Below are 24,967 nucleotides of genomic sequence, written 5' to 3' on the forward strand. Positions count from 1 at the left end.
AAGGGGGGGATCGGTCCGGTGGACGACGCCGTGCCGTCCACCGAACCGGCGCTGTCGCTTACACGGGGTCGACGCCGAACTCCTCGGCGGCGTCGATCAGCCACTCCGCGAGATACCGGGCGAACGACGACCGCACGAGGATCCGGTAGTCGGTTCCCCGGTCGTCGAGCGCGATCAGGATCACGCCCGCGAGGCCGAGCATGGTCTGCGCCGCAGTGCTGCGGACGAACACCGTGGGATGCAGATCCAGTGAGCAACCCTTCTCGAGGACGTCGCGGGCGTGAGTGCCGCGCAGCCGCAGGGTGGTTCGCTGTCCGGAGACGTCGATCGCGGCACCGCCGTGGGGGGCCGCCGCCGCCCGCAGGTCCGATTCGAGCGCGGGCGCCGGCTGTGACCGCGTGGTGACCAGCCACTCCTCGGGACCGAGCCAGACCGCGGTCATCGCGTCGGTGCCGGCGGACGTCGACGCCGCGGTGGGGAGGTCGAACCCGAGGACCGTTGCGGCGGCCGCGGCTCCCGGTCCGGTCGGGTCGACCCACAGGTCGACCATGGTGACGAACGGTTCCTCGGTGATGGTCACCGACTCGGGGAGTTCGGAGAATTTCTGGTCCCAGCCGTGCAGGGGGCTGAGGGGGACGAGGGTGTCAGCCATCGCGGCGTGCTCCTTCGGGATCGACGAGGACGGAACCGGTGACCTCGACGGCGACCAGGTTTCCGTCCACCGGGACGTGCAGGGTGTCGCCGAGCCGGGCCCGGCCGCCCTTGACGAGGGCGAGCCCGAACGGGCGGCCGAGTTCGGCGCTGAGGTAGCTCGACGTGACGTGCCCGAGCATCGGCACCGGTGCGGGCGGCAGGATGCCGTCCAACGCCTCTTCGATGATCTGTGCGCCCTCGGGCAGCACGGTCTGCTTGTCGAGGGGCAGCAGCCCGACGAACTGTTTGCGCAGCGGGTTCTGGTTTTCGGCCCGGGTGAAGGAGCGCTTCCCGATGAAGTCGCGCTTCTTCTTCGACACGGCCCAGCTCATCCCGAGGTCCTGCGGGGTGACCGTGCCGTCGGTGTCCTGACCGATGATCGGGTAACCCTTTTCGGCGCGGAGGACGTGCATGGTCTCGGTGCCGTACGGGGTGATGTCGAACTTCTCGCCCGCGGCGATCAGGCGCGCCCAGACCGCGGAAGCGTGCCAGCCGTCGACGTTGACTTCGAACGCGAGTTCGCCGGAGAAGCTGATCCGCGCGACCCGTACGTGGACGCCGCCGAGGGAGGTGTCGCGCCACGCCATGAACGGGAACGCGTCGTTGGTGACGTCGAGGTCGGGGAAGACCTCACCGATCACGTCGCGGGAGCGCGGTCCGACGACGGGGAACGTGGCCCACTGTTCGGTGACCGAGGTGAGCCGCACCTTCAGGTGGGGCCACTCCGTCTGCAGCCATTCCTCCATCCAGTCGAGGATCTTCGCGGCGCCGCCGGTGGTGGTGAAGACCTGGAACCGGTCGTCGTCCAGGCGCATCACCGTGCCGTCGTCGATGACCATGCCGTCGACGCCGCACATGACGCCGTAGCGGACCATGCCGACCTTCAGGGTGCTCATCATGTTCGTGTAGACCATGTCGAGCAGCACCCCGGCGTCGGGGCCCTGGACGTCGATCTTGCCGAGGGTGGAGCCGTCGAGGATGCCGATGCTGCGGCGCACGGCGGCGCATTCGCGCAGCACGGCGGCGTCCATGTCCTCCCCGGGGAGGGGGTAGAAGCGGGGACGCTTCCACTGGCCGACGTCCTCGAACACCGCGCCGCGGCCGACGTGCCAATCGTGCAGTGCCGTCACCCGTTCGGGGTCGAAGAGGGCGCCGCGGCTGCGGCCGGCGAGGGCGGCGAACGCGACCGGGGTGTAGGGCGGCCGGAACGTGGTGGTGCCCAGTGTCTCGATCGGCCTGCCGAGCAGTTCGGCCGTGATGCCGGAGGAGATCACACCGGACGTCTTGCCCTGGTCGTGCGCGGTGCCGATGGTGGTGTAGCGCTTGATGTGCTCCATCGACGTCATTCCGGCGCCGACCGCGCGGGCGAGGTCGGCGACCGTCGCGTCGCGCTGCACGTCGACGAACTGGGTGTCCTCACCGGCGACGTCCCGCACCCGCCAGAGCACCAGCGGAGTGGACTGTTCGATCGCGGGTGCAGGTTCCGGGTCGATCGTGCGTTCGGGAACGGTGTAGCCGAGGTCGCGCATGATCGACTGGCCGGCGGTCTGCCCGTCGCGCAGGCACCCGTCCAGGTCGAACACACCGTTCGCGGACCCGGCGACGGAGACTCCGTCGAGGTCCTCGCCGGGCACGAAGGCACCGAGGTTCTCGTCGTAGCGGAGCTTGCCGCGGGCCTGGGAGAACAGGTGCACGGCCGGGTTCCAGCCGCCGCTGACCAGCAGGACGTCGCAGGCGAGGGGGACGCGGAACCGGTGATCGGTGTCCGTGCGGTGCGACACGACGGCGTGACTGATCCGGCCGTTGCCGCGGGTGCCGGACACCACCGACGCCGTACGGATCGTGATGCCGCGCGCGTCGCACTCGCGCTGCCAGCGGGCGGGTGCCTCGTCGCGGGCCTCGACGATCGCGTTGATGCGGACCCCGGCGTCGTGCAGGTCGATCGCGGCTTCGTACGCGCTGTCGTTGGTGGTGAACACGACGGCCTGCTCGCCCACCTTGACACCGTAGCGGTGCAGGAAGGTGCGGGCGCCGTGCGCGAGCATGATGCCCGGGCGGTCGTTGTCGGTGAAGACGACGGGACGCTCGTGCGCGCCGGCGGCGACGAGAATGTGCCGGGCGCGGATCCGCCAGACCCGTTGGCGGCTCAGCGCCGCGGGAGCCTCGACACCGAGGTGATCGGTGCGACGCTGCAGCGCGAGGACGAAGCCGTCGTCGTAGTTGCCGAACGCGGTGGTGCGCTGCAGGTGCAGCACATCCGGGTAGGTCGCGAGTTCGGCGACCGCGGCCGCGACCCAGTCGAGGGCGGGGGCGCCGTCGATGAGGTCCGTGCTGCCGAGCAGGTCTCCGCCGGCTTCGCCCTGCTCGTCGACGAGCACCACCCGCGCACCTGCCCGGGCCGCGGTGAGAGCGGCGGCCAGACCGGCCGGTCCGGCGCCGGCGACGAGGACGTCGGTGTGGACGTGCTTCGCGTCGTACTTCGCCGAATCAGCGATCTCGGCGAGCCGTCCCTGACCGGGGATGCCGCGGGCGACGAGACCGTCGAACAACTCGATCGTGGTGGCGAGCAGCATCGGCTCGGGGAACGGCTCCTCGATCTGCACGAGACCGCCGGTGTCCTCCGCCCACGCCGCGGTGATGCCGCGGGGCCGGCCGAGCTTGATGCTGGTGGTGATCTGGTGGACGCCGTTCGCGAGCAGGGCCGAACCGAGCGTGTCACCGGGGTGACCGGTCAGTTCCCGGCCGTCGAACGTGAAGGTGTAGGAGGTGTCGCGGTCGAGGCGACCGCCCTGGCGGGTGCGGAAGGGTGCGTTCACGATATCGTCGGCTTCTGCTCGTCCAAGCGGTAGACGCTGTGGAATCGGTAGGTGGCGGTGTCGCGTACGGCGTTGAACCAGCGCCGGCAGCCGGCGCTGTGGTTCCACCGTTCCGCGAAAAGACCTTTCGGGTTCGCGCGGAAGAACACGAAATGTGCCCATTGTTCGTCCGTCAGCGATTCGGGGTCTTCGGGATACAGGACGTGGGCTTCGCCCCCGTAGTGGAACTCGGTTTCCTCTCGGGACCCGCACCACGGGCATTCGATGAGTTGCATTGTGGCTCCTGAATTTCAGTACGCGACGGGGGATCAGTGCGCGACGGCCGCGGCGCCGTGCTCGTCGACGAGGGCGCCGGTGACGAACCGGTCGAGGCTGAACGGTGCGATGAACTCGTGCGGTTCGTCGTTCGCGATGGTGTCCGCCAGACACCAGCCCAACCCCGGGGTGGCCTTGAATCCGCCGGTGCCCCAACCGCAGTTGAGATACACGTTGTCGTATGGGGTGCGTCCGACGATCGGGGAGGCGTCGGGGCACACGTCGACGATGCCGCCCCAGGTGCGCAGCAGATGCGCGCGGGCGAACACCGGGAACAACTCCACCGCGGCCGCCATCTGACGTTCGATGATGTGGAACGCGCCGCGCTGGCCGTACCCGTTGTAGGAGTCGACACCGGCGCCCATCACCAATTCACCCTTGTGCGCCTGCGAGACGTAGACGTGGATGGCGTTGGACATCACGATGGTCGGGTGCACGGGCTCGAGCAGTTCGGAGACCAGCGCCTGCAGCGGGTGGGACTGCACGGGGGTGGCGATGCCGAGCATGTCGGTGAGCGTCGAGGTGTGCCCGGCCGCGCACAGCGCGACCTGACCGGTGGCGATGTCGCCGCGGGTGGTGCTCACCCCGGTCACCTTGTTGCCGTCCGTGACGAACCCGGTGACCTCACAGTTCTGGATGATGTCGATGCCCGCCTCGTCGGCGCGGCGCGCGAAACCCCAGGCCACGTAGTCATGCTTGGCGATCCCGGCCCGCGGCTGATACGTCGCGCCGAGGACGGGGTAGCGGATGTCGCTCGAGATGTTCACCAGCGGGCACAGCTTCTTGACCTCGTCGGGTCCGACCCACTCGGCGTCGATGCCGTTGAGCTTGTTCGCCTCCACCCGGCGGACGCTGTCGCGGACGTCCTGCAGGCTGTGCGCGAGATTGAGGACGCCGCGCTGGCTGAACAGGATCGGGTAATCGAGATCGTCCTCGAGGCCCTCCCACAACTTCAGGGCGTGCTCGTAGATCTTGGCGCTCTCGTCCCACAGATAGTTCGACCGGATCAGCGTGGTGTTGCGGGCCATGTTGCCGCCCGCGAGCCAGCCCTTCTCCAACACCGCGACATTGGTGATGCCGTGATTCTTCGCCAGGTAGTGCGCGGTGGCGAGGCCGTGCCCGCCGCCGCCGACGATGACGACGTCGTACGACTTCTTCGGTTCCGGGTTGCGCCACAGGAAGTCGGGGTGGTCGGGCAGGTGCGCGCCGGGGGGCTGGGTGGCACTCATCAGTTCGCCTCCGTCAGGTCGGGGTAGAGCGGGAAACGCAGCGCGAGCGCGTCGACGCGGCTGCGGAGTTCGTCGAGCCCGGCCTCGTCGGTGGCCGGCCGCAGCGCGTAGCTGATGATGTCGGCGACCTCGGTGAACGCGTCCAGGTCGAAACCGCGGGTCGCGAGCGCGGGAGTACCGATCCGCACCCCGGAGCTGACCATCGGCGGACGCGGGTCGAACGGGACCGCGTTGCGGTTCACTGTGATTCCCACCCGGTGCAACCGGTCCTCGGCCTGCTTACCGTCGAGCTCGGACTTGCGCAGATCCACCAGCACCAGATGCACGTCGGTGCCGCCGGACACGACGTTGATGCCCGCCTCCCGCGAATCGTCCTGCAGCAGGCGGTCGGCGAGGATCTTCGCACCGGCGAGCGTGCGCTCCTGACGCTCCCGGAACTCGGGCTCGGCGGCGAGCTTGAACGAGACGGCCTTGCCGGCGATCACGTGCTCGAGCGGACCACCCTGCTGACCGGGAAACACCGAGGAGTTGAACTTCTTCGCCAATGCCTCGTCGTTGGTGAGAATGACACCGCCGCGCGGACCGCCGAGCGTCTTGTGCGTCGTCGACGTGACCACGTGGGCGTGCGGGACGGGGGAGGGATGCAGTCCGGCGGCGACGAGTCCGGCGAAGTGCGCCATGTCGACCATGAGGTACGCGCCGACCTCGTCGGCGATGCGACGGAACGCGGCGAAGTCGAGCTGGCGTGTGTAGGCGGACCAGCCGGCGAGGATCAGCTTCGGGCGGTGCTCCCGGGCCAGACGCTCCACCTCGTCCATGTCGACGAGATGGTCGTCCTCGCGGACGTGGTACGCGGCGACGTCGTAGAGCTTGCCGGAGAAGTTCAGCTTCATTCCGTGCGTGAGGTGACCGCCGTGCGCGAGGTCCAGGCCGAGGATGCCGTCGCCGGGCTTCAGCAGTGCCGACATCGCGGCGGCGTTGGCCTGCGCTCCGGAGTGCGGTTGCACGTTGGCGAATTTCGCACCGAACAGTGCGGTGAGGCGGTCGATGGCGAGCTGCTCGATGACGTCGACGTGCTCGCATCCGCCGTAGTAGCGGCGTCCGGGGTAGCCCTCGGCGTACTTGTTCGTCAGTACCGACCCCTGCGCCTGCATCACCGCGAGCGGGGCGAAGTTCTCGCTGGCAATCATTTCCAGGGTGCCCTGCTGTCGCTCGAGCTCGGCCGCGATCGCCTGGTGCACGGCGGGGTCGAGATCGGCGAGCGAATGAGTCAGCGTCGGGTTCGCTGCTGCCACCTCGGTGAGGTGTGCGGTGTCCACGGTCATGGTTCGCCTTTCTGGAAGGTCAGTTGACTTCGAACTGATATATCAACTGGAAAGTAGAGTAAGGTCAGCACCGGACAAAGGTCAATAGCTCCGGAAAATCAGGGAGACGGAACATGAGCCTGGCGCATTCATCGGTCGCGGACACGGCGTCGAACGGCGGCACCAACGCCGACCGCGCGTACGAGATCGTGCGCGAACGCCTGGTCATGCTGGACATCCGGCCCGGCGAACCGATCAACGACGACCGTCTCGCCGAGGAACTCGGATTCGGCCGGACACCGGTACGGGAAGCGCTCAAGCGCCTCGAGCGGGAACGCCTCGTCGTCGCCTACCCGCGTCGCGGCACGTTCGCCACCGCCGTCGACATGACCGACCTCGCCGACATCTCCGAGATCCGCAAGCAACTCGAACCCACCGCGGCGGCCCGGGCGGCCCGGACGGCGTCCCCGGACGCGCGAGCCCGGCTGACCGCGCTCGCCGACGAGATCGCCGAGATAGACGACAGCGAAGATCCGCGCGAAGTCCTGCGCAAGGACGTGCGCGTCCACCGCGAGATCTACCGGGCGTCCGGGAACCCTCACCTCGAGGACATCCTCGTCAGCCTCGACGCGCATGCCACCCGCATCTGGTGCCTCTTCCTCGACCGGCTGCCCGACGTCGCCAGCCACGTCCGCGAGCATGTGTCCCTGCTCCGGGCCATCGTCGACGGCGACGAGAGCACTGCCTCGTCCCTCACCCTCGCCCACGTCGCCGGTTTCGAGAAGGCCATCCGCGACCTGCTGTAGGCCTCCGGCCCGTGCGCCTTTCTGGTAGCGGGAGCTACCAAAAAGGCGCACGGGCGCGAAGCGCCTCAGCTGAAGACGACCGTCCGATGACCGTGCAGCAGGACGCGGTTCTCGCAGTGCCAGCGCACGGCCCGCGACAGCGCGAGGGCCTCGGCGTCCTGCCCGACCGTGGCGAGTCGCGCCGGGTCGAAGGAGTGGTCGATGCGGATGACTTCCTGCTCGATGATGGGACCCTCGTCCAGATCGGGTGTCACGTAGTGGGCGGTGGCCCCCACCTGCTTGACGCCGCGATCGAACGCCTGGTGGTAGGGCTTGGCGCCCTTGAAACCGGGCAGGAACGAGTGGTGGATGTTGATGGCCCGTCCGCGTAGCGCGCGGCACGCGTCGTCCGACAGCACCTGCATGTACCGGGCGAGGACCACGAGATCCGCGTCGAACTCCTCGACGAGTTCGAGCAGCCGGGCCTCGGCCTGCGGCTTGGTGGTCGGTGTGACCGGGACGTGGACGAACGGCAGCCCGGCGGCCTCGGCCATCGGTCGCAGCACCTCGTGATTGGAGACGACGGCGACGAGTTCGGCGCCGAGGTTGCCTGCTCGCCAGCGGAAGATGAGGTCGTTGAGGCAGTGACCCATCTTGGAGACCATCACGATCACCCGGGGCAGGTCGCTGCCGTTGAAGTTGAACGTCATGCCGAATTTCGCGGCGACGCTCCCGAATTCCGCCGTGAGGCGCTCGATGTCGACATCTTCCGCCGACACGAACGACGTGCGGAGGAAGAATGCGTCGCTCCGGGTGTCGTCGAACTGCTGATGCTCGGCGATATCGCAGTTCTGCTCGAAGAGAAAGGAGCTGACTGCGTGAACGATCCCGGGACGCTGAGCGCAGCTGAGCGTCAGGGTGAAGGTCTGGGTCATGTGGGTCTCCTCGATGCCGGACTGGTTATGGTGTCACTACTTAAGGTGTCAGTCCGAGCGAACTGATATATCAGAATGGGCCCATGCTATTTCAGGCTGGACGAGCGGGTCAAGGGGTGGAGACGGAGTCAGACGCTGCTACGGAACCCGGCGAGCAGGGAGTCCGATCGAGTCTGGGCGTACTGGGTCGCGGCGGCGTCGACCGTGTGATTGAGCAGCAACGCCGTGGTCACCGGTCCCACCCCGCCGGGGACCGGGGTCAGCGCGTCCGCCCGGCCGTCGACGGCCGCGGCGTCGACGTCACCGAGCAGTCGGCCGTCCGCGGTCGCGGTGGTCCCGACATCGATGACGACGGCGCCGTCGGCGACGTGGTCGGCGGTGATCAGTCCGGGAATGCCGACGGCGACGACGAGGATGTCGGCGTCACGGGTGCCGGCGGCGAGGTCGGTGGTGTGCCGGTGGCAGACGGTCACCGTCGCGTTGCGCTGCACGAGCAGATGCGCGACGGGACTTCCGACGACCGTCGATCTGCCGACCACCGCGGCCGTCCTGCCGTGCGGGGAGATTCCGTGGTGATCGAGGAGGGCGATCACGGCCTGTGCGGTGGCGGGCGCGAACGCGGGCAGACGCGCGACGAGGCGGCCGAGGCTGACCGGGTTCGCGCCGTCGACGTCCTTGGCGGGGTTGATCGCCTCCCGGAGGGCGTCGAGGTCGGTTCCGTCCGGCAGGGGTGTCTGCAGGATGATTCCGTGGACGTCCGGGTCGTGGCCGAGTTCGACGAGCGTGCTGCGGATCTGCTCGGTCGACGCCGCGGCGCCGAGATCGACGATGTCGCAGAGGATTCCGGTGCGTTTCGCGGCCGACGCGATGGAACGCACGTACCAGGCGGTCGATTCGTCGTCGGTGGCCTGCACGACCGCCAGCTTGGGCCGGACCCCGATTTCGGCGAGGGCTGCGGCGGCGACGGACGCGTCGTTGCGGATGGAGGTGGCGAGTTCGGCGCCACCGAGGCTTCTGGTCATGAACTCAGCTGCTTTCGTACTCGTGTCGTGACTGCGTCGGCACGCTCGACGATCGCGTCGACGCCGGACAGGCACTCGGTGAGGGCCCGGCGGGTGTCCGGATCGGTGATACCCGGCAGGTTCACCTCGATGTTCACCCGGGCGGTGGTGGCGGCTGCGCGGGCAGCCTCGGCGGCGGCCGCGACGTCGCTGACGACGGTGCGGTTCGCCACCGGCAGCAGGACGTCGGCGAGTGCGACGACGTCGCCTGCCGCGACCACCACCTCGGCGGGGACCGCGGCGGCGCCGGCGAGGGCGGTCGCGATCGCCGACGTGCGGGCACCCGTTTCGTCGTCCGTGTCCTGGGGGAGGCGGTAGGCGTCGATGACGGCCGTGAAAGCCGCCATGTCGTCATCGGCGAACTGCAGTGCCTTCTCGCGGAACGCATCTGCTGAGGCGCAGATGCGTTCGACGAGCATCCCGTGGTCGGCGTACCTCTTGCCGGTGGTGTAGCGGGCGACCATCGAGACCAGCGCGGCTGCCTGGCCGAGGTGGAGCGCACCGGTCGCGCCGCCGCCGGGCGCGGGGGTCCGAGCGGCGAGCGAGTCCAGGAATCCGGCGATCGTGTCGTCTCGGAGGGTCATGACCGGATCTTCTTCATCTCGGGGTCGACGAGCGGCTCGGCCACGACCGTTGCCGGGATGCGGCGTCCGAAGTACTCGATCTCCACCGCGGTGTCGACGGTCGCGTTCGCGGGAAGCCAGGCGTAGGCGATCGGCGCCCCCACCGTGTGACCGAACGCGGCGCTCGTGACGTACCCGGCGGGCTGTCCGTCGACGAACACCGGCTCGTGGCCGAGGACCACCGACGTGCGGTCGTCGATCATGAGGCACGCCAGGCGCCGCTCCACCGTCTCGTCGGAGACGCCGTCGAGCGCGTCACGCCCACGGAAGTCGCCCTTCTGCAGTCGGACCGCGAAACCGAGACCGGCCTCGTAGGGGTTGTGCTCGGTGGTCATGTCACTGCCCCACGAGCGGTAACCCTTCTCCATCCGCAGGCTGTTGAACGCGGCGCGGCCCGCGGCGATGACGTCGTACTTCTGCCCCTCCGCCCACAGCAGATCCCACAGTCGCAGACCGTTGTCGGCGGACGTGTACAGCTCCCAGCCGAGTTCGCCGACGTACGACAGACGCATCGCCGTGACGGGAACACCGCCGATGCGGACCTGCTTCGCGCGGAAGTACTTGAAGTTCTCGTTCGTGAAGTCGTCGGAGCTCAGCGCCTGCACCAGATCCCGGGCTCGCGGACCCCACAACCCGATCCCGCACGTGCCGCCGGTGATGTCCCGGATCTGCACACTGCCGTCGTCCGGAGATTGGCGGCGGAAGTAGTCGAGATCGAGGTTGCCGTTGGCGCCGACCTGGAAGACGGTGTCGGACAGTCGTGTGACGGTGAGGTCGCTGCGGACGCCACCGGTCTCGTCGAGCGCGAGCGTGTACGTGACGGACCCGACGGACTTGTCCATCTTGCCGGTCGTCAGCCGGTCGAGCAGGGCCAGCGCGCCGGGACCGCTGATCTCGAGCCGCTTCAGCGGTGTCATGTCGTACATCGCCACCGACGTGCGGGTGCGCCAGGCCTCGGCCGCGGCGATGGGGGAGTGGAACATCGCCGCCCACGGTTCCCGGGCCGGCGGCTGCCATTCGGCCGGAAGGTCCTGCACCAGATGGGCGTTGGATTCGAACCAGTGCGGGCGCTCCCAGCCGGAGCTCTCCAGGAACACGGCGCCGAGTTCCTTCTGGCGAGCGTGGAAGGGACTGACTCGCAGGTCGCGGGGAGACTCCTTGGGCTGCAGCGGGTGCAGCACGTCGTAGATCTCGACGAAGTTCTGCTGCGACGTCTCGCTGACGTAGTCGGGTGCGAGCTGGATCTCCTCGAAGCGGTGCACGTCGCAGCCGTGCAGTTCGACCTCGGAGCGGCCGTCGACGAGCAGTTGCGCGACCGCCCGGCCGACACCGGCGGAGTGTGTCACCCACACTGCCTCGGCGATCCAGAACCCGGCGACGTCCGGGGACTCGCCGATGAGCGGTCCGCCGTCCGGGGTGAACGAGAAGACCCCGTTGAAACCGGCCTCCAGTTTCGCGGATTCGAGGCACGGCAGCAGCAACTTGCTCTGCTCCCACGACGGCGCGAAGTCTTCTTCCGTGAACGGCAGCATCGACGGCATGTCGGACGCGGACACGTCGTCGCTCGCGTCCAGGTCGCGCAGGTTCACCGGCATCGGGCGGTGAGCGTACGTGCCGATACCGAGGCGGTCGACGTGCTCACGGAAGTACAGATCCTGGTCCTGGTGGCGCAGGATCGGGAAGCCCGCCTCGGCGAGTTCGGTGTTCCGGCCGACGAGTTCGGGAATCTGCTCGGTCTTCGCGTACTGGTGCGCCAGGGGAAGCAGCGGGACGTCCATGCCCACCATCGCGCCGATGTCGGGACCCCAGAAGCCCGCGCAGGACACCACGATGTCGGCGGGGATCACACCGTCGGCGGTGGCGACGCCGGTCACCTTGCCGCCGCTCTGTTCGATGCCGATCACCTTCGTCGAACCCTGGAACACGGCACCGCGGGCCTCGGCCCGCCGGGCCAGCGCGACGACGACACGGGACGCCTTCGCGAGGCCGTCCGTCTCCACGTACAGCCCGCCGAGAACCCGCTTCTCGTCCAGCAGCGGGTGCAGCTTCGCGCACTCGGCCGGGTCGAGGACGGCGCCCTCGATGCCCCAGGAGGTGGCCCAGCCCTGCTTGCGGTGCAGATCGGCGAGTCGCTCGGGGGTGGTGGCCACCTCGAGCCCGCCGAGCTGGTTGAAGCACCATTCGCCGTCCACGTCGAGTCCGACGAACTTCTCCACCGTGTACCGGGCGAATTCGGTCATCGTCTTGGACGCGTTCGTCTGGAACACCAGGCCCGGTGCGTGTGACGTGGAGCCTCCGGTGAGCGGCAACGGTCCCTGGTCGAGAACCGTGATCCGATCCCAGCCGCGAGCGGTGAGCTCGTCGGCCAGGTTCGCGCCGACGATGCCGGCTCCGATGATCACTACGCGCGGTGACCCCATAATGGTCCTCCTGGTTGGGTGGGTGCCTGTGTGTGGCGAGGTAGCGGGAGATTCGGTGTTCGGTGTTGGCTCGAACGGCGCCGGGAAGAACTGTGAATTGCGAAACGGATCGGACTGATCCAACCCGACATCGACAACTGATATATCAACACATTAGGTCGGGAAGAGTAAGGGGGTCAACCCCGAATTGCGGGTAATTCCACGATGATTGGTTGAGGAAATAGCAGCAATTCCGCGATCGACCGCGGAAATGTGCACCGTGCGCGACGGTGATGACGCGGAACCGGGTGTGGATGGAGGTAACCGTCGCACGGTGATGTCGCCTATCCTGAAGTCGCGATGACTGAATTGGACGATAACTCGAATGGAGATCGGAGCCGGCCGTCCGGCGCTGTGCAGTCAGTGGACCGCGCGCTGGCGGTACTCGAAATCCTGGCCAGGCTCGGTACCGCCGGCGTCACGGAAATCGCCGACGAGCTGGGTGTCCACAAGTCGACCGCGTCGCGCCTCGTCGCCGTTCTGGATTCGCGAGGTTACGTCGCCCAATTGAAGAACCGGGGAAAATTCCAGCTCGGCAATTCCATCGTCCGTCTGGCCCGCACCGCGTCGCCGGACGGCGATCTGGTGCGGCAGAGTCAGGAATTGTGCGCCGAACTGGCGGAAACTGTCGGAGAGAGCGTCAATGTGTCGATACTCGACGGCAATCGATCGGTGAGCATCGTCAAAGCGGACGGTCCGTCCGGCGTCGGTACCAATACCTGGGTGGGTCAGAGCAGCCCGGCACATGCGACGGCGAGTGGAAAGTTGTTGCTGACGGAATTGTCCGACAGCGAACTCGCGGAGCGGGTGGGAGAAACTCCGATTGCTCTCACGGAGAAAACTCTCACCGATGTGCCTGCGCTCGTGGAATCGCTGAAAACCATTCGCGAGCGGGGGTGGGCGGAATCCGAGGAGGAACTCGAACTCGGGCTGAACGCGGTGTCCGTCCCGATCCGGGACTACACGTCGAAAATGATTGCTGCTCTGAGTGTGTCCGGCCCCGCCTACCGGCTGCTGCCGGAACGGTTCGAGGACGTCGCCCGCGCCGCACTCGACACGTCCCAGCAGATCAGCAGCCGATTGGGCTATGCCGTCTCGTAGCGCCGGCATCAGGCCCGCGACCTGGCGAGTTGCTTCTTGTACCGGGTGAACAGCCGGGGACTGTTCATCGCGAAGACGCCGACGGTGTCGCCGTCCCGGTCGTAGGTGGCCACGAACGTACCGGTTCCGGGGTCGCCGTCGACGAATCGGACCTCGTCGGTGCTGTGTCTCGTCCCGGCGAACTGCAGCATCTTGCCGTACTGGTGGGACCAGAAGTACGGGATCGCGGCGGGCCCGGACGGTGTGGCCATGATCGTGTCGGCGACGGTGGCGGCCTGTGCGACGGCGTTGCTCCAATGCTCGCTTCGGTGGTGCACCTGGTGGGCGTCGTCGAAAGTCCGTGCGCAGTCGCCGATCGCGTACACGCCGGGCACGTTCGTGCGGCACGACGAGTCGGTGAGGAAACCGTCTTCGATCATCAGTTCCGAATCGCTTGCCCATTCGACATTGGGGACGGCCCCGATTCCGACCACCACGGCGTCCGCGGGGAGGATCGTTCCGTCACTCAGTTGGACGGCTTCGACCGCGTCGTCACCGAGCAGTGCGGAGACGACTGCCCCGGTGAGGAGCCGGACGCCGTGTGCGGCATGCTGTCCTGCGCAGATCGCCCCGAGTTCGATGCCGAGCGGGCCGGCGAGGGGCGTGGGCGAGGCCTCGACGACGGTGACGTTCAGGCTCATGCCGGCCGCGCTGGAGGCCACCTCCGCTCCGATGAAGCCGGCTCCCACGATGACGAGGTTCTGCGCACGTGACAGCGAATCCCGCAGTGCGCGTGCGTCGTCGACCGACCTGAGCGTGTGTACGCCGGCGAGACGGGAGTGTCCGGGCAGGGTCCGGGCGCGCGCGCCCGTCGCGAGGACGACGGCATCGGCGTCGAAGTGGGACCCGTCGTCGAACGTGACGCGGTGGATCCCGTCGGGGGAGCGAACCAGACCGGTGGCCGTTCGGTTCATGCGCCATTCGACGTCGAGTGTGTCGTCGTCGCTGTTCATCAACAGGAGGTCCTCGTCGGTCAGGTCGCCGGTGAGAAATTCCTTGGACAGGGGCGGCCGGTCGTAGGGCAGGGACTGCTCGCTCCCGGCCACGACGAGGCGGCCTGCGTATCCCTTCTCGCGCAGTGCGCGGACCGCCGACAATCCGGCGAGTGAAGCACCTAGTACCACAATGGAATTCGGGACAGTGTTCATCGGGCGTCGCCCTTCTCTTCGAGATGAAGCAGCACGGTGCCGTCGACGATCGACACATCGTGTGTGCGGACTGCGATCTTGGCCGGCGGACCCGACGGCACTCCGGTGCGGAGGTCGAAGCACGCTTCGTGGAGCGGGCACTCGACGGTGCAGCCTTCGACCCAGCCGTCGGCGAGGGAGGCGTCCTGATGGGTGCAGGTGTCGTCGATGGCATACAGACCGTCGGAGGTGTGGAAGACGGAGATGGCAGCCATGCCCGGCGGGGTCACCGTGACGACTTCGCCCACGGGCAGTGTCACGAGTTCGCACACGGGGAAGGCCGTGGCGCCGGGGTGGGTCACAACTGGGGAATCGTTATCGAGAATCACTCGATACCTCCGAAAGCGTCGGGGAGGAAGGACAAGTTGTGGAGCGGTTGTTGCGCTATGCGCGACGACTTGCAAGCTGTGCAACACAATGCTCTCCGGTGCTGCCCCACGGTGTCAAGCATTCGCGTGTAAAAACTGCGTTCCCGAAGTCGGTGGGCATAACCTCGGGGCATGAGTGAATCCGAGGCAACGGCGCCCGCGGCCCAGGGAACGGAAGGAAAGGCGAAGACCGTGCACGCGGTGGAACGCGCCATCGACGTACTCGAGATCGTCGCGGCAGAAGGCCGTGTCGGCGCCTCGGAGATCGCCGTGCGGCTCGGCGTGCACAAATCGACCGTGTCACGCCTGATCGCATCGCTGCAGCAACGAGGATTCGTGGAGGAAGCGGGTGTCCGCGGCAAGTATCAGCTCGGATTCGCGGTGGTGCGATTGGCCGAGGCCACGGTCGCGCAGAGCGGGCTCGTCGAGGTTGCGCAGCCGGAGTGCGACCGCCTGGCCGACGCCTTCGGGGAGACGGTCAACCTCGCGGTGCTGGACGGTGCGGCGACCCTCAACGTGCTCGAGGCCCGCAGTGATCGCCACGTCGCGCTGCGTACGTGGGTGGGTCAGGTGACCCCGGCGCACGCGACCGCGACCGGCAAGGTCCTGGTCTCGGAATTGACGTCCGGCCAGCTCCGGAGCCGGCTGGGGCCGCACTTGAGCCCGCTCACTCCCAACACGATCACCGACTTCCGGGCGTTCGACGTCGAACTCGAGCGCGTGCGGTCGCGAGGGTGGGCGTCCACGGCCGAGGAACTCGAAGCGGGGCTCAATTCCATCGCCGTGCCGGTGCGGAGCAAGGTCACCAACCGGATCGTCGCGTCGATCTGTGTATCCGGGCCGGAGTACCGGCTGGCGCCCGAACGGTTCGAGGCCGTGGCGCTCGAACTCGCCGACGCGGTCGCGCGGATCGAGGCGCAGCAATCCGTCGGCGCGGATGACTGAACGCCCGGAAGTGCTTCTCCCTCAAGGCGGGACGAGCGGATAGTCCCGTTTGCCCGGGTTTCGGCCGTCCGCGGTTAACGCGGTGTTTCGGTCGTGTCTCGTCCGCGAAAGAAGTGCCGAATGTGATGTTTGACACGTCCGCGGGCCACAGTCTAAGTTGTGTAAATCGCATAGCGTTGCTGATGACGCAACAATGCTGACGCCGCGATGACTCGGCGGGAACAGCTGCCCGCTGTTCGAACGGTCGCCGCGGATCGGGCACGCATGTCGTCACACTCGGCAACGACGCCCCTGCGATCTGCGCCCCCTACGCACACAGACATCAGGTCACAGCTCGACCGAAACGCATCTTTCCCGGCAACGAAAGAAACGGTGACATCTATGTCCGCTCCGGACGTCCAAGCCCCCGCTCCCGCCTCCGCGCCCGCACCGGCACTGATCCCCACCCTCGGTGGCCGGTACTACACCGACGCCGACATCTTCACGGACGAACAGGAGAACCTGTTCGAGGCGATGTGGTTCTGCGCCGTCCGCGCCGCCGATCTCGCCGCCCCCGGAGCCTTCCGAAAGATCACGGTGGGCCGGGAGAGCGTGCTCCTCGTCCGCGGCCGCGACGGGGAACTGCGCGCCTTCCTCAACATCTGCCGGCACCGCGGCGCCATGCTGTGTACCGAGGACGAAGGGCAGATCCGCAGAAACCTTCAGTGTCCCTACCACGCGTGGACGTACGGACTCGACGGCAAACTGGTGGCGGCCCCCAACATGGCCGCGCTGCGGGACGAGACCGGAGCCGACATCGACCGGGTGCGGTACGGACTGGTGCCGGTCGCGCTTCGCGAATGGCTCGGCTACGCGTGGGTGTGCCTGGCCGACGAACCGCCGTCGTTCGAGGACGAGGTCGTCGGCGCCGTCACCGAACGACTCGGTGATCCGGCGGCCATCGACCGGTACCAGATCGGAACCCTGGAACTCGGCCGCCGGATCGTCTACGACGTCGCGGCCAACTGGAAGCTGATCATCGAGAACTTCATGGAGTGCTACCACTGCGCGACCATCCACCCCGAGCTCACCGAGGTACTCCCGGAGTTCGCGGACGGCCTAGCCGCACAGTACTTCGTGGGGCACGGTGCCGCCTTCGGTGACGACGTCGAGGGATTCACCATCGACGGAAGCGGCGGATTCGACTCGTTGTCCGGCATCAGTCCCGACCAGGACCGCAAGTACTACGCCATCACGATCCGGCCGCAGGTCTTCGTCAACCTCGTGCCCGACCACGTCATCTTCCACCGCATGTACCCCGTGTCCGCGGATCGCACCATCGTCGAATGCGACTGGCTGTACTCCCCGGAGGTCACCGCATCGGGTCGCGACGTCTCCCGTTCGGTGGAGCTGTTCCACCGGGTCAACCAGCAGGACTTCGACGCCTGTGAGCGGACCCAGCCCACGATGGCGTCGAAGGCGTACCGGAACGGGGGTGTGCTGGTGCCCGCGGAACACCACATCGGCGAATTCCACGACTGGCTACTCGAAAGGCTGAGCGGGGATCCCCGATGACCTACGCCGGCGAGCAACCGAGGGTGACCGACCCTCCCAGGGTGAACGATGTCGATCCGCAACCCCGGCACCAGGAGCAGGAGCCGGCGGCGCCGTCCGGCGGCGAGGGGCGGCGGAGCGTCGACAAGGTGGTGTTCGGCACGGCCGCGGCGCTCGGCGTCGGACTCATCCTGTGGGGACTGCTGGCACCGGAGAACCTCTCGGTCGTGTCGACCGCGGCGCTGGACTGGCTGGTGGCCGACCTCGGTTGGCTGTTCATCGCCGCGTCGTCGGCGTTCGTCGTCTTCTCACTGTTCCTCGCGTTCTCCCGGTACGGCCGGATTCCGCTCGGCCGCGACGGCGAGAAACCGGAGTTCAGAACGGTGAGCTGGATCGCGATGATGTTCAGCGCCGGCATGGGAATCGGATTGATGTTCTACGGCGTCGCCGAACCGCTCGCTCATCTGGTGAGCCCGCCGCCGGGAACGGACGGCTCGGTGGGGTCGGCGATGGCCACGACGATGTTCCACTGGGGGCTGCATCCGTGGGCGATCTACGCGGTCGTCGGGTTGTCGATTGCGTACGGCTCCTACCGGCGTGGCCGCAAGCAACTCATCAGCGCCGCGTTCTTCCCTCTCCTCGGCCGCCGCTCGGAAGGCGCCGTGGGGAAGGTCATCGACATCCTCGCGATCATCGCGACGATGTTCGGCACCGCCGCGTCGCTCGGGCTCGGCGCACTGCAGATCGGTTCCGGCCTCGAGATCATCGGCTGGATGGACAACGTCGGCACGTTCGCGCTCGTTGCCCTCGTTGGGCTGCTGACGTTCGCGTTCGTCGGTTCGGCGGTGTCGGGAGTCGCGCGGGGCATCCACTGGCTGTCCAACATCAACATGGTGCTGGCGGTGATTCTCGCGCTGTTCGTGTTCGTGCTCGGTCCGACCGTCCTCATCCTCAATCTGCTCCCCACCGCGATCGCGGACTATGCGGCGCAGCTCGCCACCATGTCGGGACGGACGGCCGCGAGTGCCGGCGACGACACGGCGTCCTGGTTGTCGTCGTGGACGATCTTCTACTGGGCGTGGTGGGTGTCGTGGACTCCGTTCGTCGGAATGTTCCTCGCCCGGATCAGCCGCGGCCGCACCATCCGGCAGTTCGTGATCGGCGTGATCGTCATTCCCACCTCGGTCAGCCTCGTGTGGTTCGCGGTGTTCGGCGGCGCAGGCATCGGACAGCAGCAGGACGGAGTCGACCTGGCGGCACGCTCGTCGACCGAAGGCCAGTTGTTCGGGATGCTCGACCATCTGCCGCTGACCGGATTCGCCACCGTGCTGGTCATGGTGCTGGTCGCGATCTTCTTCGTGTCCGGCGCGGACGCCGCCTCGCTGGTGATGGGCACGCTGTCGCAGCGGGGTGCACGAGAACCGAGCACGTGGGTCGTCATCTTCTGGGGAACCCTCACCGGGGGCACCGCGGCACTCATCCTCTGGACCGGCGGCTCGGACGCCCTTCAGGGGCTGCAGACGATGACGATCATCGCGGCGGCGCCATTCCTTCTGGTGATGATCGGATTGTGCTTCTCGCTGTATCGGGACGTCTCCCGTGATCCGCTCATCGTCGGTTCATCGAAAAAGTCTGCACACGAGAGGGTTTCGGACACAGTATGAAGATGTCGGCACTATCCGCGGATCTCGACGTCCCGAGGTTGTTCGGGAAGGTGAATTTCATCGCGGGGGAGTGGGTCGCGGCGACGTCGGGGCGCACCCGCGACTGCATCGACCCGGCAAGCGGGAACGTGATCGCCACGGTCGACGAGGCGTCGCCCGAAGACGCCGGGCGAGCCGTGCTGGCGGCCCGGGCGACCTTCGATGCCGGGGACTGGCCGGAGACGGCGGTCGCCGTGCGATCGTCGCTCCTGTCGCGCATTGCAGATCTCCTCGAGCGCGACAAGGAGGAATTGGCGCTGATCGAGACGCTGGACACCGGTAAGACTTTGGTGGAGAGCCGAATCGACATCGACGACGTCGTCTCGGTATTCCGGTACTACGCCCGGCTCGCCCTCGTCTCCAGCGACCGAGTGGTCGACGTGGGTGACCCCGCGGTCGTCTCCCGGGTCGTTCGCGAACCGATCGGGGTGTGCGTCCTCATCGCACCCTGGAACTACCCGCTGCTCCAGATCTCCTGGAAGGTGGCACCCGCGCTGGCCGCCGGTTGCACGATGGTGCTCAAGCCCAGTGAGGTCACGCCGCTGAGCACGATCGCGTTCGCCCGGCTGATCGAGGAGGCGGGTGTGCCCGCCGGTGTCGTCAACCTCGTGCAGGGCAGCGGCGCCGACCTCGGCCCCGCGCTGACCGATACCGGTGACGTCGACTTCATCTCGTTCACCGGTGGACTCGCGACCGGCACCACCATCCTGGAGACGGCCGCGAAGCACGTCACGAAGGTCGCCGTGGAACTGGGCGGGAAGAACCCGCACATCGTGTTCGCGGACGCCGAATGGGAGTCCTCGGTCGACCAGGTGCTCACCGGCGTCTTCCTGCACTCGGGGCAGGTGTGCTCGGCCGGGACGCGGCTGATCGTGGAGGAGTCGATCGCCGACGACTTCGTCGCCGCCCTCGTCTCACGCGCCGAGGCCATCCGCGTCGGCCCGGGGCTCGATCCCAGCAGTGAGACCGGGCCTCTCGTGTCGGCGGCGCAGCGCGACAAGATCGAAGACTATGTGGCACTGGGTATCTCCGAAGGTGCGACGCTCCGGACGGGCGGTTCCCGGCCCGCCGATCCCGCGCTCGACGGCGGCAGCTACTACCTGCCCACCATCTTCGACCACTGCGACCGCTCCATGCGGATCGTGCAGGAGGAAACGTTCGGGCCCATTCTCACGGTCGAGAGATTCACCACCGAGGAGGACGCGGTCCGGCTCGGCAACGACACCGAGTACGGCCTCGCCGCCGGAGTCCGGACGTCGGACGCCGCCCGGGGCGAACGGGTGGTGCGCCGCCTGCGCCACGGGACCGTGTGGCTCAACGACTTCGGCTACTACACGGCGGCGGCGGAATGGGGCGGATTCAAGAAGTCCGGCAACGGCCGCGAACTCGGACCCGCCGGGCTCTCCGAATACCAGGAAGTCAAACACATCTGGAACAACACGACCTCGCCTGCCGCGGGTTGGTTCACCGCGACCTGACGTGCCCCGGCAAGGCGCGCGAGCAGGCCCACTCAACTTCTCAGGAAGTGATCGAATGACCAGTACCGACAATACGACCGGCGATCACGACAGTGGACTCGAGGATTTCGGCTACAAGGAGTCCCTCGATCGCAGTATCGGCAAGTTCGCGAGCTTCGCCGCGGGCGTCAGCTACATTTCCATTCTGACCGGCACCTTCCAGTTGTTCTACTTCGGATTCGGCACCGCAGGCCCCGCCTACCTGTGGTCGTGGCCGCTGGTGTTCGTCGGCCAGCTCGCCGTGGCACTGTGCTTCATGGAGCTGGCCGCCAAGTATCCGATCGCCGGCTCCGTGTACAACTGGGCGAAGACGCTCGGCAGCAGAATAGTGGGGTGGTCCGCGGGCTGGCTGATGCTCACCGCGTCGATCGTCACCCTGTCGGCCGTTGTGCTGGCGCTGCAGCTCAACCTGCCGCGGCTGTGGAGCGGCTTCCAGATCGTCGGTGACGGGACCGGAGAACACGACTTCGCCACCAACGCCGTCATTCTCGGGACCGTGATGATCGGCTTCACCACCGTCGTCAACGCGCTCGGTGTCCGTCTCATGGCGATGATCAACAGTGCCGGTGTGTTCATCGAAATCATCGCGGCGGTGCTGATCGCGATCATCCTCGCCGCCAACATGACCCGCGGCCCGCAGGTGTTCTTCTCCACCCACGGGTACGGCGCAGGCGAAAGCGGTGGATATCTCGGCGCGTTCCTGGTGGCGACGCTCGCGTCGGGCTACGTGATGTACGGCTTCGACACCGCGAGTTCGCTGGGCGAGGAGACGGTCGAACCCCGCCGCACCGCCCCCAAGGCGATTTTCCGCGCAATCCTCGCGTCGTTCGTGATCGGCGGCGCGATCCTCGTGTTCGCCGTGATGGCGGCACCCGACCTCGACGATCCGAAGATCGGCGCGTCGGACGGCAGCCTGCAGTACATCGTCGAGCAGGTGATGTGGGGGCCGCTGGGCACGATCTTCCTGGTGTGCATCGTGATCGCGGTGACCGTCTGCTCGCTGGCGGTGCATACCGCCGCCATCCGGCTGACCTTCGCCATGGCCCGCGACAACGCACTCCCGTTCGGCGAGCGGCTCGCCCGCGTGCACCCGAGAACGCGGACACCCGTCGTGCCCGCGGTGACGATCGGGGTGGTGGCCGCGCTGATCCTGGTGGTCAACATCGGCCAGCCGCACATCTTCACCGTGCTGACCTCCATCGCGATCATCATGATCTACCTGGCCTACCTGATGGTGACCGGACCGATGCTGAAGAAGAGGCTGCGGGGTGAGTGGCCGCCGCGGGACCTGAAGGAGGGCGGCTACTTCACGATGGGCAGATGGGGACTACCCGTCAACATCGTCGCGCTCGTGTGGGGAATCGGGATGGCCCTCAACCTTGCCTGGCCGCGGGAGGCCGTGTATGGCGAACCTTGGTACAACACCTGGGGCGCCTTCGTCTACATCGGCGTCATCCTCGGGTTCGGCCTGCTGTGGTACCTCACCACCGGCCGGCACCACATCGGAACGTTGACGTCACACTGCGCGGCGGTGGTAACGCCCGCGCCGGAATCCGAACCGAACGACAAGGAGCTCGCCCGATGACCGACGGCGAATCGAAGAGCACTGCAGGGGAATTCGACTACGTGATCGCGGGCGGCGGCAGCGCGGGATGCGCTCTCGCGGCGCGTCTCAGCGAAGACCCGTCGGTGACGGTGTGCCTGCTCGAGGCGGGCCCGTCCGACGTCGGGGACCGCGCGATCCTCGAGCTGTCCCAGTGGATGCATCTTCTCGACTCCGGGTACGACTGGGACTACCCCGTCGAGCCGCAGGAGAAGGGCAACAGCTTCATGCGGCACGCCCGGGCCAAAGTCCTCGGCGGCTGCTCGTCCCACAACTCGTGTATCGCATTCTGGCCGCCCGCCGAGGCACTGGACGACTGGGAGGCGATGGGGGCGTCGGGCTGGGGTGCGCGTGACATCCTCCCGTACGTCAGCCGGCTGGAAAGCAACGACGCCCCCGGCGACGGCCACGGCCGCAGCGGGCCGGTGCGGCTGCGCGACGTCCCGCCGAACGACCCGTGCGGCCGAGCGGTTCTCGACGCCGCCGCCGCCGTGGGACTGCCGACCGTCGCGTTCAACCGCGGCGGAACGGTGCTCAACGGCGCCGGGTGGTTCCAGATCAACGCGTCCGAGGACGGCACCCGGATGTCGTCGTCGCACGCCTACCTGCACCCGATCCTCGGAACCCGGCCCAATCTCGAGGTTCGGACCGGCTGCTGGGTGAGCGAGATCCTGTTCGACGAACAGCAGACGGCGACGGGCGTCCGGTACCAGCGTCCCGACCTCACCGGCTACGACACGGTGTCGGCACGACGGGAGGTGGTGGTGACGGCCGGGGCCATCGACACCCCGAAGCTCCTGATGCTGTCGGGTATCGGTCCGGCGGAGCATCTCGCGGAGTTCGGGATTCCCGTGCGCGTCGACTCGCCCGGAGTCGGCTCGAACCTCGACGATCACGTCGAGGGGCTCGTGTTCTGGGAGGCGTCCCAGCCGATGGTCACCGAATCGACGCAGTGGTGGGAGATCGGCCTGTTCGCAACCACCCGGGAGGGCCTGAACCATCCCGACCTGATGATGCACTACGGCAGCGTCCCGTTCGACATGAACACCCTGCGGTGGGGTTACCCGACCACCGACAACGGATTCTGCCTGACACCCAACGTCACTCAGGGCCGCTCCCGCGGAACGGTCCGGCTGCGGTCGCGGGACTTCCGGGATCGCGCAAAGGTCGATCCACGGTACTTCACCGACAGCGAGGGCCACGACGACCGGGTGATGCTGTCCGGGGTGAAGCTGGCCCGGAAGATCGCCGAGCAGAAGGCGCTACGCGGGTGGATTGCCCGCGAACTGGCGCCGGGACCCGATGCGGTGACCGACGCCGAGATCCTCGACTACATCCACAAGACCCACAACACGGTGTATCACCCCGCGGGCACGGCACGTATGGGCGGTGTCGACGATCCGATGGCGGTGCTCGACCCGGAACTGCGGGTCAAGGGGGTTCGAGGACTGCGAGTGGTCGATGCGTCGGCGATGCCGAAACTGCCGCACGTCAACCCGAACATCACGGTCATGACGATGGCCGAGAGGTGCGCGGATCTGCTCCGCGGCCGGGCCGGGGCCGGGCTGCGGGCGGCGGAGTCGGCGTTGTCCGAGGTCTGATCCGGGCGTCGATCGCCTCGGCGGTCCTTCGCCAGATCTCGCTCTCCGGATCGACGACGGTGAAGTGATCGCCGGGCCCCTCGATCCGGACGACGTCGTCGGGGGTCGCCGCGGCGGCTTCGTGGTACTCCCTGCTCATCTCCAGCATGTCCGGCTCGTCGTCGACGGCGCACACCACCAGCTGAGGGATGCCCAGCGGCAGTCGAGCGATCGGCGACGACCGTTCGTACGTCGCACGGTCGCCGGCCCAGTCGCTGCCGACGGCGTCCGCCACCGCGCCCTCACCGAGGTGGCGTTCGCCGGCGAGTCGCAGATTCAGCACCCCGGCGAGGCTGACGGCCAGTGCCGGACGAACCGCTGCCTCCTCGGCAGCGGCGTCGGCGGCGGCGCGGAGCGCGAGCTGAGCACCGGCCGAGTGGCCGAGGATCACGAGACGCTCCGGGTCCGCCGACGGGACGGTCGCGACGGCCTGCACAGCGTCGGCGACATCGGACGCCATTGCGGCCCAACGGTTCTCCCCGCCTCGCCGGTACTCGACGTTCCAGGTGACGTACCCGCGGGCCGTCAGGTCGACTGCCAGCGCGTCCGTCAGGTCGGACTCCCAACGAGGACGCCAGAATCCGCCGTGGATCAGCACGGCGACGGGGAAAGGGCCGTCGCCATCGGGGATCCGCAGTTCCACTCGCTGATCGGGGTGGTCGCCGTACCGGACGATCCGCCCGGGGTGGAAGCGGTGGTGGTACCAGCTGTCGACGGCGTAGCGGAGTCCGTCGAGTCCCCGCCCCCGGATGTGGACCCGGGCGCCCGCCGAGCGGTCGGCCTCGCACTCTCCGAAATCGACGCGGATCGCCCCGCCGGCCGGGGCGGTGAAGGATGCCCCGGCGCCGGGCACGACGACGAACTCGCCTCGCCGCGCCGCCGACCGCACGGCCCGCTCCAGCCCGGCGGTGTCCGCGGCGAACGTCAACTCACCGGTCAGGCCGCGTGCATCCAGCGCCCGGCCCACGAGTTCCTCCGCGGTTCCGCGGTGTGCCACCACGCCGGGGGCGAAGACGATGTCGACTCTGCGCGCTGGTTCGGTCACGAGCCCACCGTACTTTTCGCTGATGACATCTGTATAGCGGTCGCCACGATTATGTAATATGAAGGT

General features: G+C 67.7%; 20 protein-coding genes. 8 read left to right on the top strand and 12 right to left on the bottom strand.

What is annotated here, in order from left to right; translation table 11 throughout:
• Nucleotides 1-58 precede the first annotated feature (58 nt).
• The 5 genes from QM806_RS08975 to glyA are packed head-to-tail and all read right to left on the bottom strand — an operon-like array spanning nt 59 to nt 6,378.
• Nucleotides 59-652 carry a sarcosine oxidase subunit gamma gene (locus QM806_RS08975; RefSeq protein WP_054247205.1) on the bottom strand — a complete coding sequence of 198 codons (594 nt, stop codon included), beginning with the start codon at nt 650-652 and terminating at the stop codon, nt 59-61.
• Complete coding sequence (locus QM806_RS08980; protein ID WP_283291110.1) at nt 645-3,509, bottom strand: 2Fe-2S iron-sulfur cluster-binding protein; 2,865 nt, start codon at nt 3,507-3,509, stop codon at nt 645-647. Before QM806_RS08980 ends, QM806_RS08975 begins: the two co-directional genes overlap by 8 nt.
• Complete coding sequence (locus tag QM806_RS08985; protein WP_005253973.1) at nt 3,506-3,784, bottom strand: sarcosine oxidase subunit delta; 279 nt, start codon at nt 3,782-3,784, stop codon at nt 3,506-3,508. Before QM806_RS08985 ends, QM806_RS08980 begins: the two co-directional genes overlap by 4 nt.
• Nucleotides 3,785-3,817: 33 nt before the next feature.
• Complete coding sequence (locus tag QM806_RS08990; RefSeq protein WP_054247201.1) at nt 3,818-5,053, bottom strand: sarcosine oxidase subunit beta family protein; 1,236 nt, start codon at nt 5,051-5,053, stop codon at nt 3,818-3,820.
• Nucleotides 5,053-6,378 carry a serine hydroxymethyltransferase gene (glyA, locus tag QM806_RS08995; RefSeq protein ID WP_005572857.1) on the bottom strand — a complete coding sequence of 442 codons (1,326 nt, stop codon included), beginning with the start codon at nt 6,376-6,378 and terminating at the stop codon, nt 5,053-5,055. Before glyA ends, QM806_RS08990 begins: the two co-directional genes overlap by 1 nt.
• 113 nt (nt 6,379-6,491) lie before the next feature.
• Here glyA and QM806_RS09000 point away from each other — a divergent pair, with 113 nt between their 5' ends.
• Nucleotides 6,492-7,163, top strand: a complete 672-nt coding sequence (locus tag QM806_RS09000; protein ID WP_005253976.1) for a GntR family transcriptional regulator — start codon at nt 6,492-6,494, stop codon at nt 7,161-7,163.
• Between the two features lie 65 nt (nt 7,164-7,228).
• Here the strand turns inward: QM806_RS09000 and purU are convergent, their stop codons facing one another.
• From purU to QM806_RS09020, 4 genes are all read right to left on the bottom strand, one after another.
• A complete protein-coding gene (purU, locus tag QM806_RS09005) occupies nt 7,229-8,077 on the bottom strand; it encodes a formyltetrahydrofolate deformylase (protein ID WP_005572856.1) in 849 nt (282 codons plus the stop codon).
• A gap of 128 nt (nt 8,078-8,205) precedes the next feature.
• A complete protein-coding gene (locus QM806_RS09010) occupies nt 8,206-9,099 on the bottom strand; it encodes a bifunctional 5,10-methylenetetrahydrofolate dehydrogenase/5,10-methenyltetrahydrofolate cyclohydrolase (RefSeq protein WP_064080655.1) in 894 nt (297 codons plus the stop codon).
• Complete coding sequence (locus tag QM806_RS09015) at nt 9,096-9,722, bottom strand: cyclodeaminase/cyclohydrolase family protein (RefSeq protein ID WP_064080654.1); 627 nt, start codon at nt 9,720-9,722, stop codon at nt 9,096-9,098. Before QM806_RS09015 ends, QM806_RS09010 begins: the two co-directional genes overlap by 4 nt.
• Nucleotides 9,719-12,181 carry a GcvT family protein gene (locus QM806_RS09020; RefSeq protein ID WP_043793549.1) on the bottom strand — a complete coding sequence of 821 codons (2,463 nt, stop codon included), beginning with the start codon at nt 12,179-12,181 and terminating at the stop codon, nt 9,719-9,721. The genes QM806_RS09015 and QM806_RS09020 overlap by 4 nt, the downstream gene beginning before the upstream one ends.
• 339 nt (nt 12,182-12,520) lie before the next feature.
• On the opposite strand from QM806_RS09020, the gene QM806_RS09025 reads away from it, so the two are divergent.
• Entirely contained in the window at nt 12,521-13,321 is an 801-nt protein-coding gene (locus QM806_RS09025; protein ID WP_043793547.1) for an IclR family transcriptional regulator, read from the top strand.
• 8 nt (nt 13,322-13,329) lie between these two features.
• On the opposite strand, the gene QM806_RS09030 is transcribed toward QM806_RS09025, so the two are convergent.
• Both QM806_RS09030 and QM806_RS09035 read right to left on the bottom strand, forming a co-directional pair.
• A complete protein-coding gene (locus QM806_RS09030) occupies nt 13,330-14,508 on the bottom strand; it encodes an NAD(P)/FAD-dependent oxidoreductase (RefSeq protein ID WP_169692945.1) in 1,179 nt (392 codons plus the stop codon).
• Nucleotides 14,505-14,849: a bifunctional 3-phenylpropionate/cinnamic acid dioxygenase ferredoxin subunit gene (locus QM806_RS09035; RefSeq protein ID WP_005253983.1), complete on the bottom strand. Its 345-nt coding sequence runs from the start codon at nt 14,847-14,849 to the stop codon at nt 14,505-14,507. Before QM806_RS09035 ends, QM806_RS09030 begins: the two co-directional genes overlap by 4 nt.
• Nucleotides 14,850-15,047: 198 nt before the next feature.
• Between QM806_RS09035 and QM806_RS09040 the strand changes: the two genes are divergently transcribed.
• The 6 genes from QM806_RS09040 to QM806_RS09065 all read left to right on the top strand — a co-directional run bounded on the left by QM806_RS09040 (nt 15,048) and on the right by QM806_RS09065 (nt 23,817).
• On the top strand, nt 15,048-15,860 hold the full coding sequence (locus tag QM806_RS09040) for an IclR family transcriptional regulator (RefSeq protein WP_054247194.1): 813 nt from the start codon (nt 15,048-15,050) through the stop codon (nt 15,858-15,860).
• A gap of 381 nt (nt 15,861-16,241) precedes the next feature.
• A complete protein-coding gene (locus tag QM806_RS09045; RefSeq protein WP_283291117.1) occupies nt 16,242-17,414 on the top strand; it encodes an aromatic ring-hydroxylating oxygenase subunit alpha in 1,173 nt (390 codons plus the stop codon).
• Complete coding sequence (locus QM806_RS09050) at nt 17,411-19,057, top strand: BCCT family transporter (RefSeq protein ID WP_210023701.1); 1,647 nt, start codon at nt 17,411-17,413, stop codon at nt 19,055-19,057. Before QM806_RS09045 ends, QM806_RS09050 begins: the two co-directional genes overlap by 4 nt.
• The gene (locus QM806_RS09055; RefSeq protein WP_283291120.1) at nt 19,054-20,574 is read left to right on the top strand and encodes an aldehyde dehydrogenase family protein; all 1,521 of its coding nucleotides are present in this window, start codon (nt 19,054-19,056) and stop codon (nt 20,572-20,574) included. Before QM806_RS09050 ends, QM806_RS09055 begins: the two co-directional genes overlap by 4 nt.
• Before the next feature lie 55 nt (nt 20,575-20,629).
• On the top strand, nt 20,630-22,198 hold the full coding sequence (locus tag QM806_RS09060; protein WP_005253988.1) for an APC family permease: 1,569 nt from the start codon (nt 20,630-20,632) through the stop codon (nt 22,196-22,198).
• On the top strand, nt 22,195-23,817 hold the full coding sequence (locus QM806_RS09065) for a GMC family oxidoreductase (protein ID WP_120660562.1): 1,623 nt from the start codon (nt 22,195-22,197) through the stop codon (nt 23,815-23,817). Before QM806_RS09060 ends, QM806_RS09065 begins: the two co-directional genes overlap by 4 nt.
• Here QM806_RS09065 and QM806_RS09070 read toward each other — a convergent pair.
• Nucleotides 23,726-24,901, bottom strand: coding sequence for an alpha/beta hydrolase family protein (locus QM806_RS09070; protein ID WP_269590925.1), 1,176 nt, complete (start codon nt 24,899-24,901; stop codon nt 23,726-23,728). The two genes, QM806_RS09065 and QM806_RS09070, sit on opposite strands and share 92 nt — an antisense overlap.
• Between the last annotated feature and the right edge of the window lie 66 nt (nt 24,902-24,967).

The organism is Rhodococcus sp. IEGM 1351, from assembly GCF_030056875.1.
GTDB classification, from domain to species: Bacteria; Actinomycetota; Actinomycetes; order Mycobacteriales; family Mycobacteriaceae; genus Rhodococcus_F; species Rhodococcus_F opacus.

Bases quoted from the DNA above. Each gene is read 5' to 3' on its own strand.
- QM806_RS08975 (WP_054247205.1), bottom strand. From the start codon at position 652: ATGGCTGACACCCTCGTCCCCCTCAGCCCCCTGCACGGCTGGGACCAG.
- QM806_RS08985 (WP_005253973.1), bottom strand. From the start codon at position 3,784: ATGCAACTCATCGAATGCCCGTGGTGCGGGTCCCGAGAGGAAACCGAG.
- QM806_RS08990 (WP_054247201.1), bottom strand. From the start codon at position 5,053: ATGAGTGCCACCCAGCCCCCCGGCGCGCACCTGCCCGACCACCCCGAC.
- glyA (WP_005572857.1), bottom strand. From the start codon at position 6,378: ATGACCGTGGACACCGCACACCTCACCGAGGTGGCAGCAGCGAACCCG.
- QM806_RS09000 (WP_005253976.1), top strand. From the start codon at position 6,492: ATGAGCCTGGCGCATTCATCGGTCGCGGACACGGCGTCGAACGGCGGC.
- purU (WP_005572856.1), bottom strand. From the start codon at position 8,077: ATGACCCAGACCTTCACCCTGACGCTCAGCTGCGCTCAGCGTCCCGGG.
- QM806_RS09010 (WP_064080655.1), bottom strand. From the start codon at position 9,099: ATGACCAGAAGCCTCGGTGGCGCCGAACTCGCCACCTCCATCCGCAAC.
- QM806_RS09015 (WP_064080654.1), bottom strand. From the start codon at position 9,722: ATGACCCTCCGAGACGACACGATCGCCGGATTCCTGGACTCGCTCGCC.
- QM806_RS09020 (WP_043793549.1), bottom strand. From the start codon at position 12,181: ATGGGGTCACCGCGCGTAGTGATCATCGGAGCCGGCATCGTCGGCGCG.
- QM806_RS09025 (WP_043793547.1), top strand. From the start codon at position 12,521: ATGACTGAATTGGACGATAACTCGAATGGAGATCGGAGCCGGCCGTCC.
- QM806_RS09030 (WP_169692945.1), bottom strand. From the start codon at position 14,508: ATGAACACTGTCCCGAATTCCATTGTGGTACTAGGTGCTTCACTCGCC.
- QM806_RS09040 (WP_054247194.1), top strand. From the start codon at position 15,048: ATGAGTGAATCCGAGGCAACGGCGCCCGCGGCCCAGGGAACGGAAGGA.
- QM806_RS09045 (WP_283291117.1), top strand. From the start codon at position 16,242: ATGTCCGCTCCGGACGTCCAAGCCCCCGCTCCCGCCTCCGCGCCCGCA.
- QM806_RS09050 (WP_210023701.1), top strand. From the start codon at position 17,411: ATGACCTACGCCGGCGAGCAACCGAGGGTGACCGACCCTCCCAGGGTG.
- QM806_RS09055 (WP_283291120.1), top strand. From the start codon at position 19,054: ATGAAGATGTCGGCACTATCCGCGGATCTCGACGTCCCGAGGTTGTTC.
- QM806_RS09060 (WP_005253988.1), top strand. From the start codon at position 20,630: ATGACCAGTACCGACAATACGACCGGCGATCACGACAGTGGACTCGAG.
- QM806_RS09065 (WP_120660562.1), top strand. From the start codon at position 22,195: ATGACCGACGGCGAATCGAAGAGCACTGCAGGGGAATTCGACTACGTG.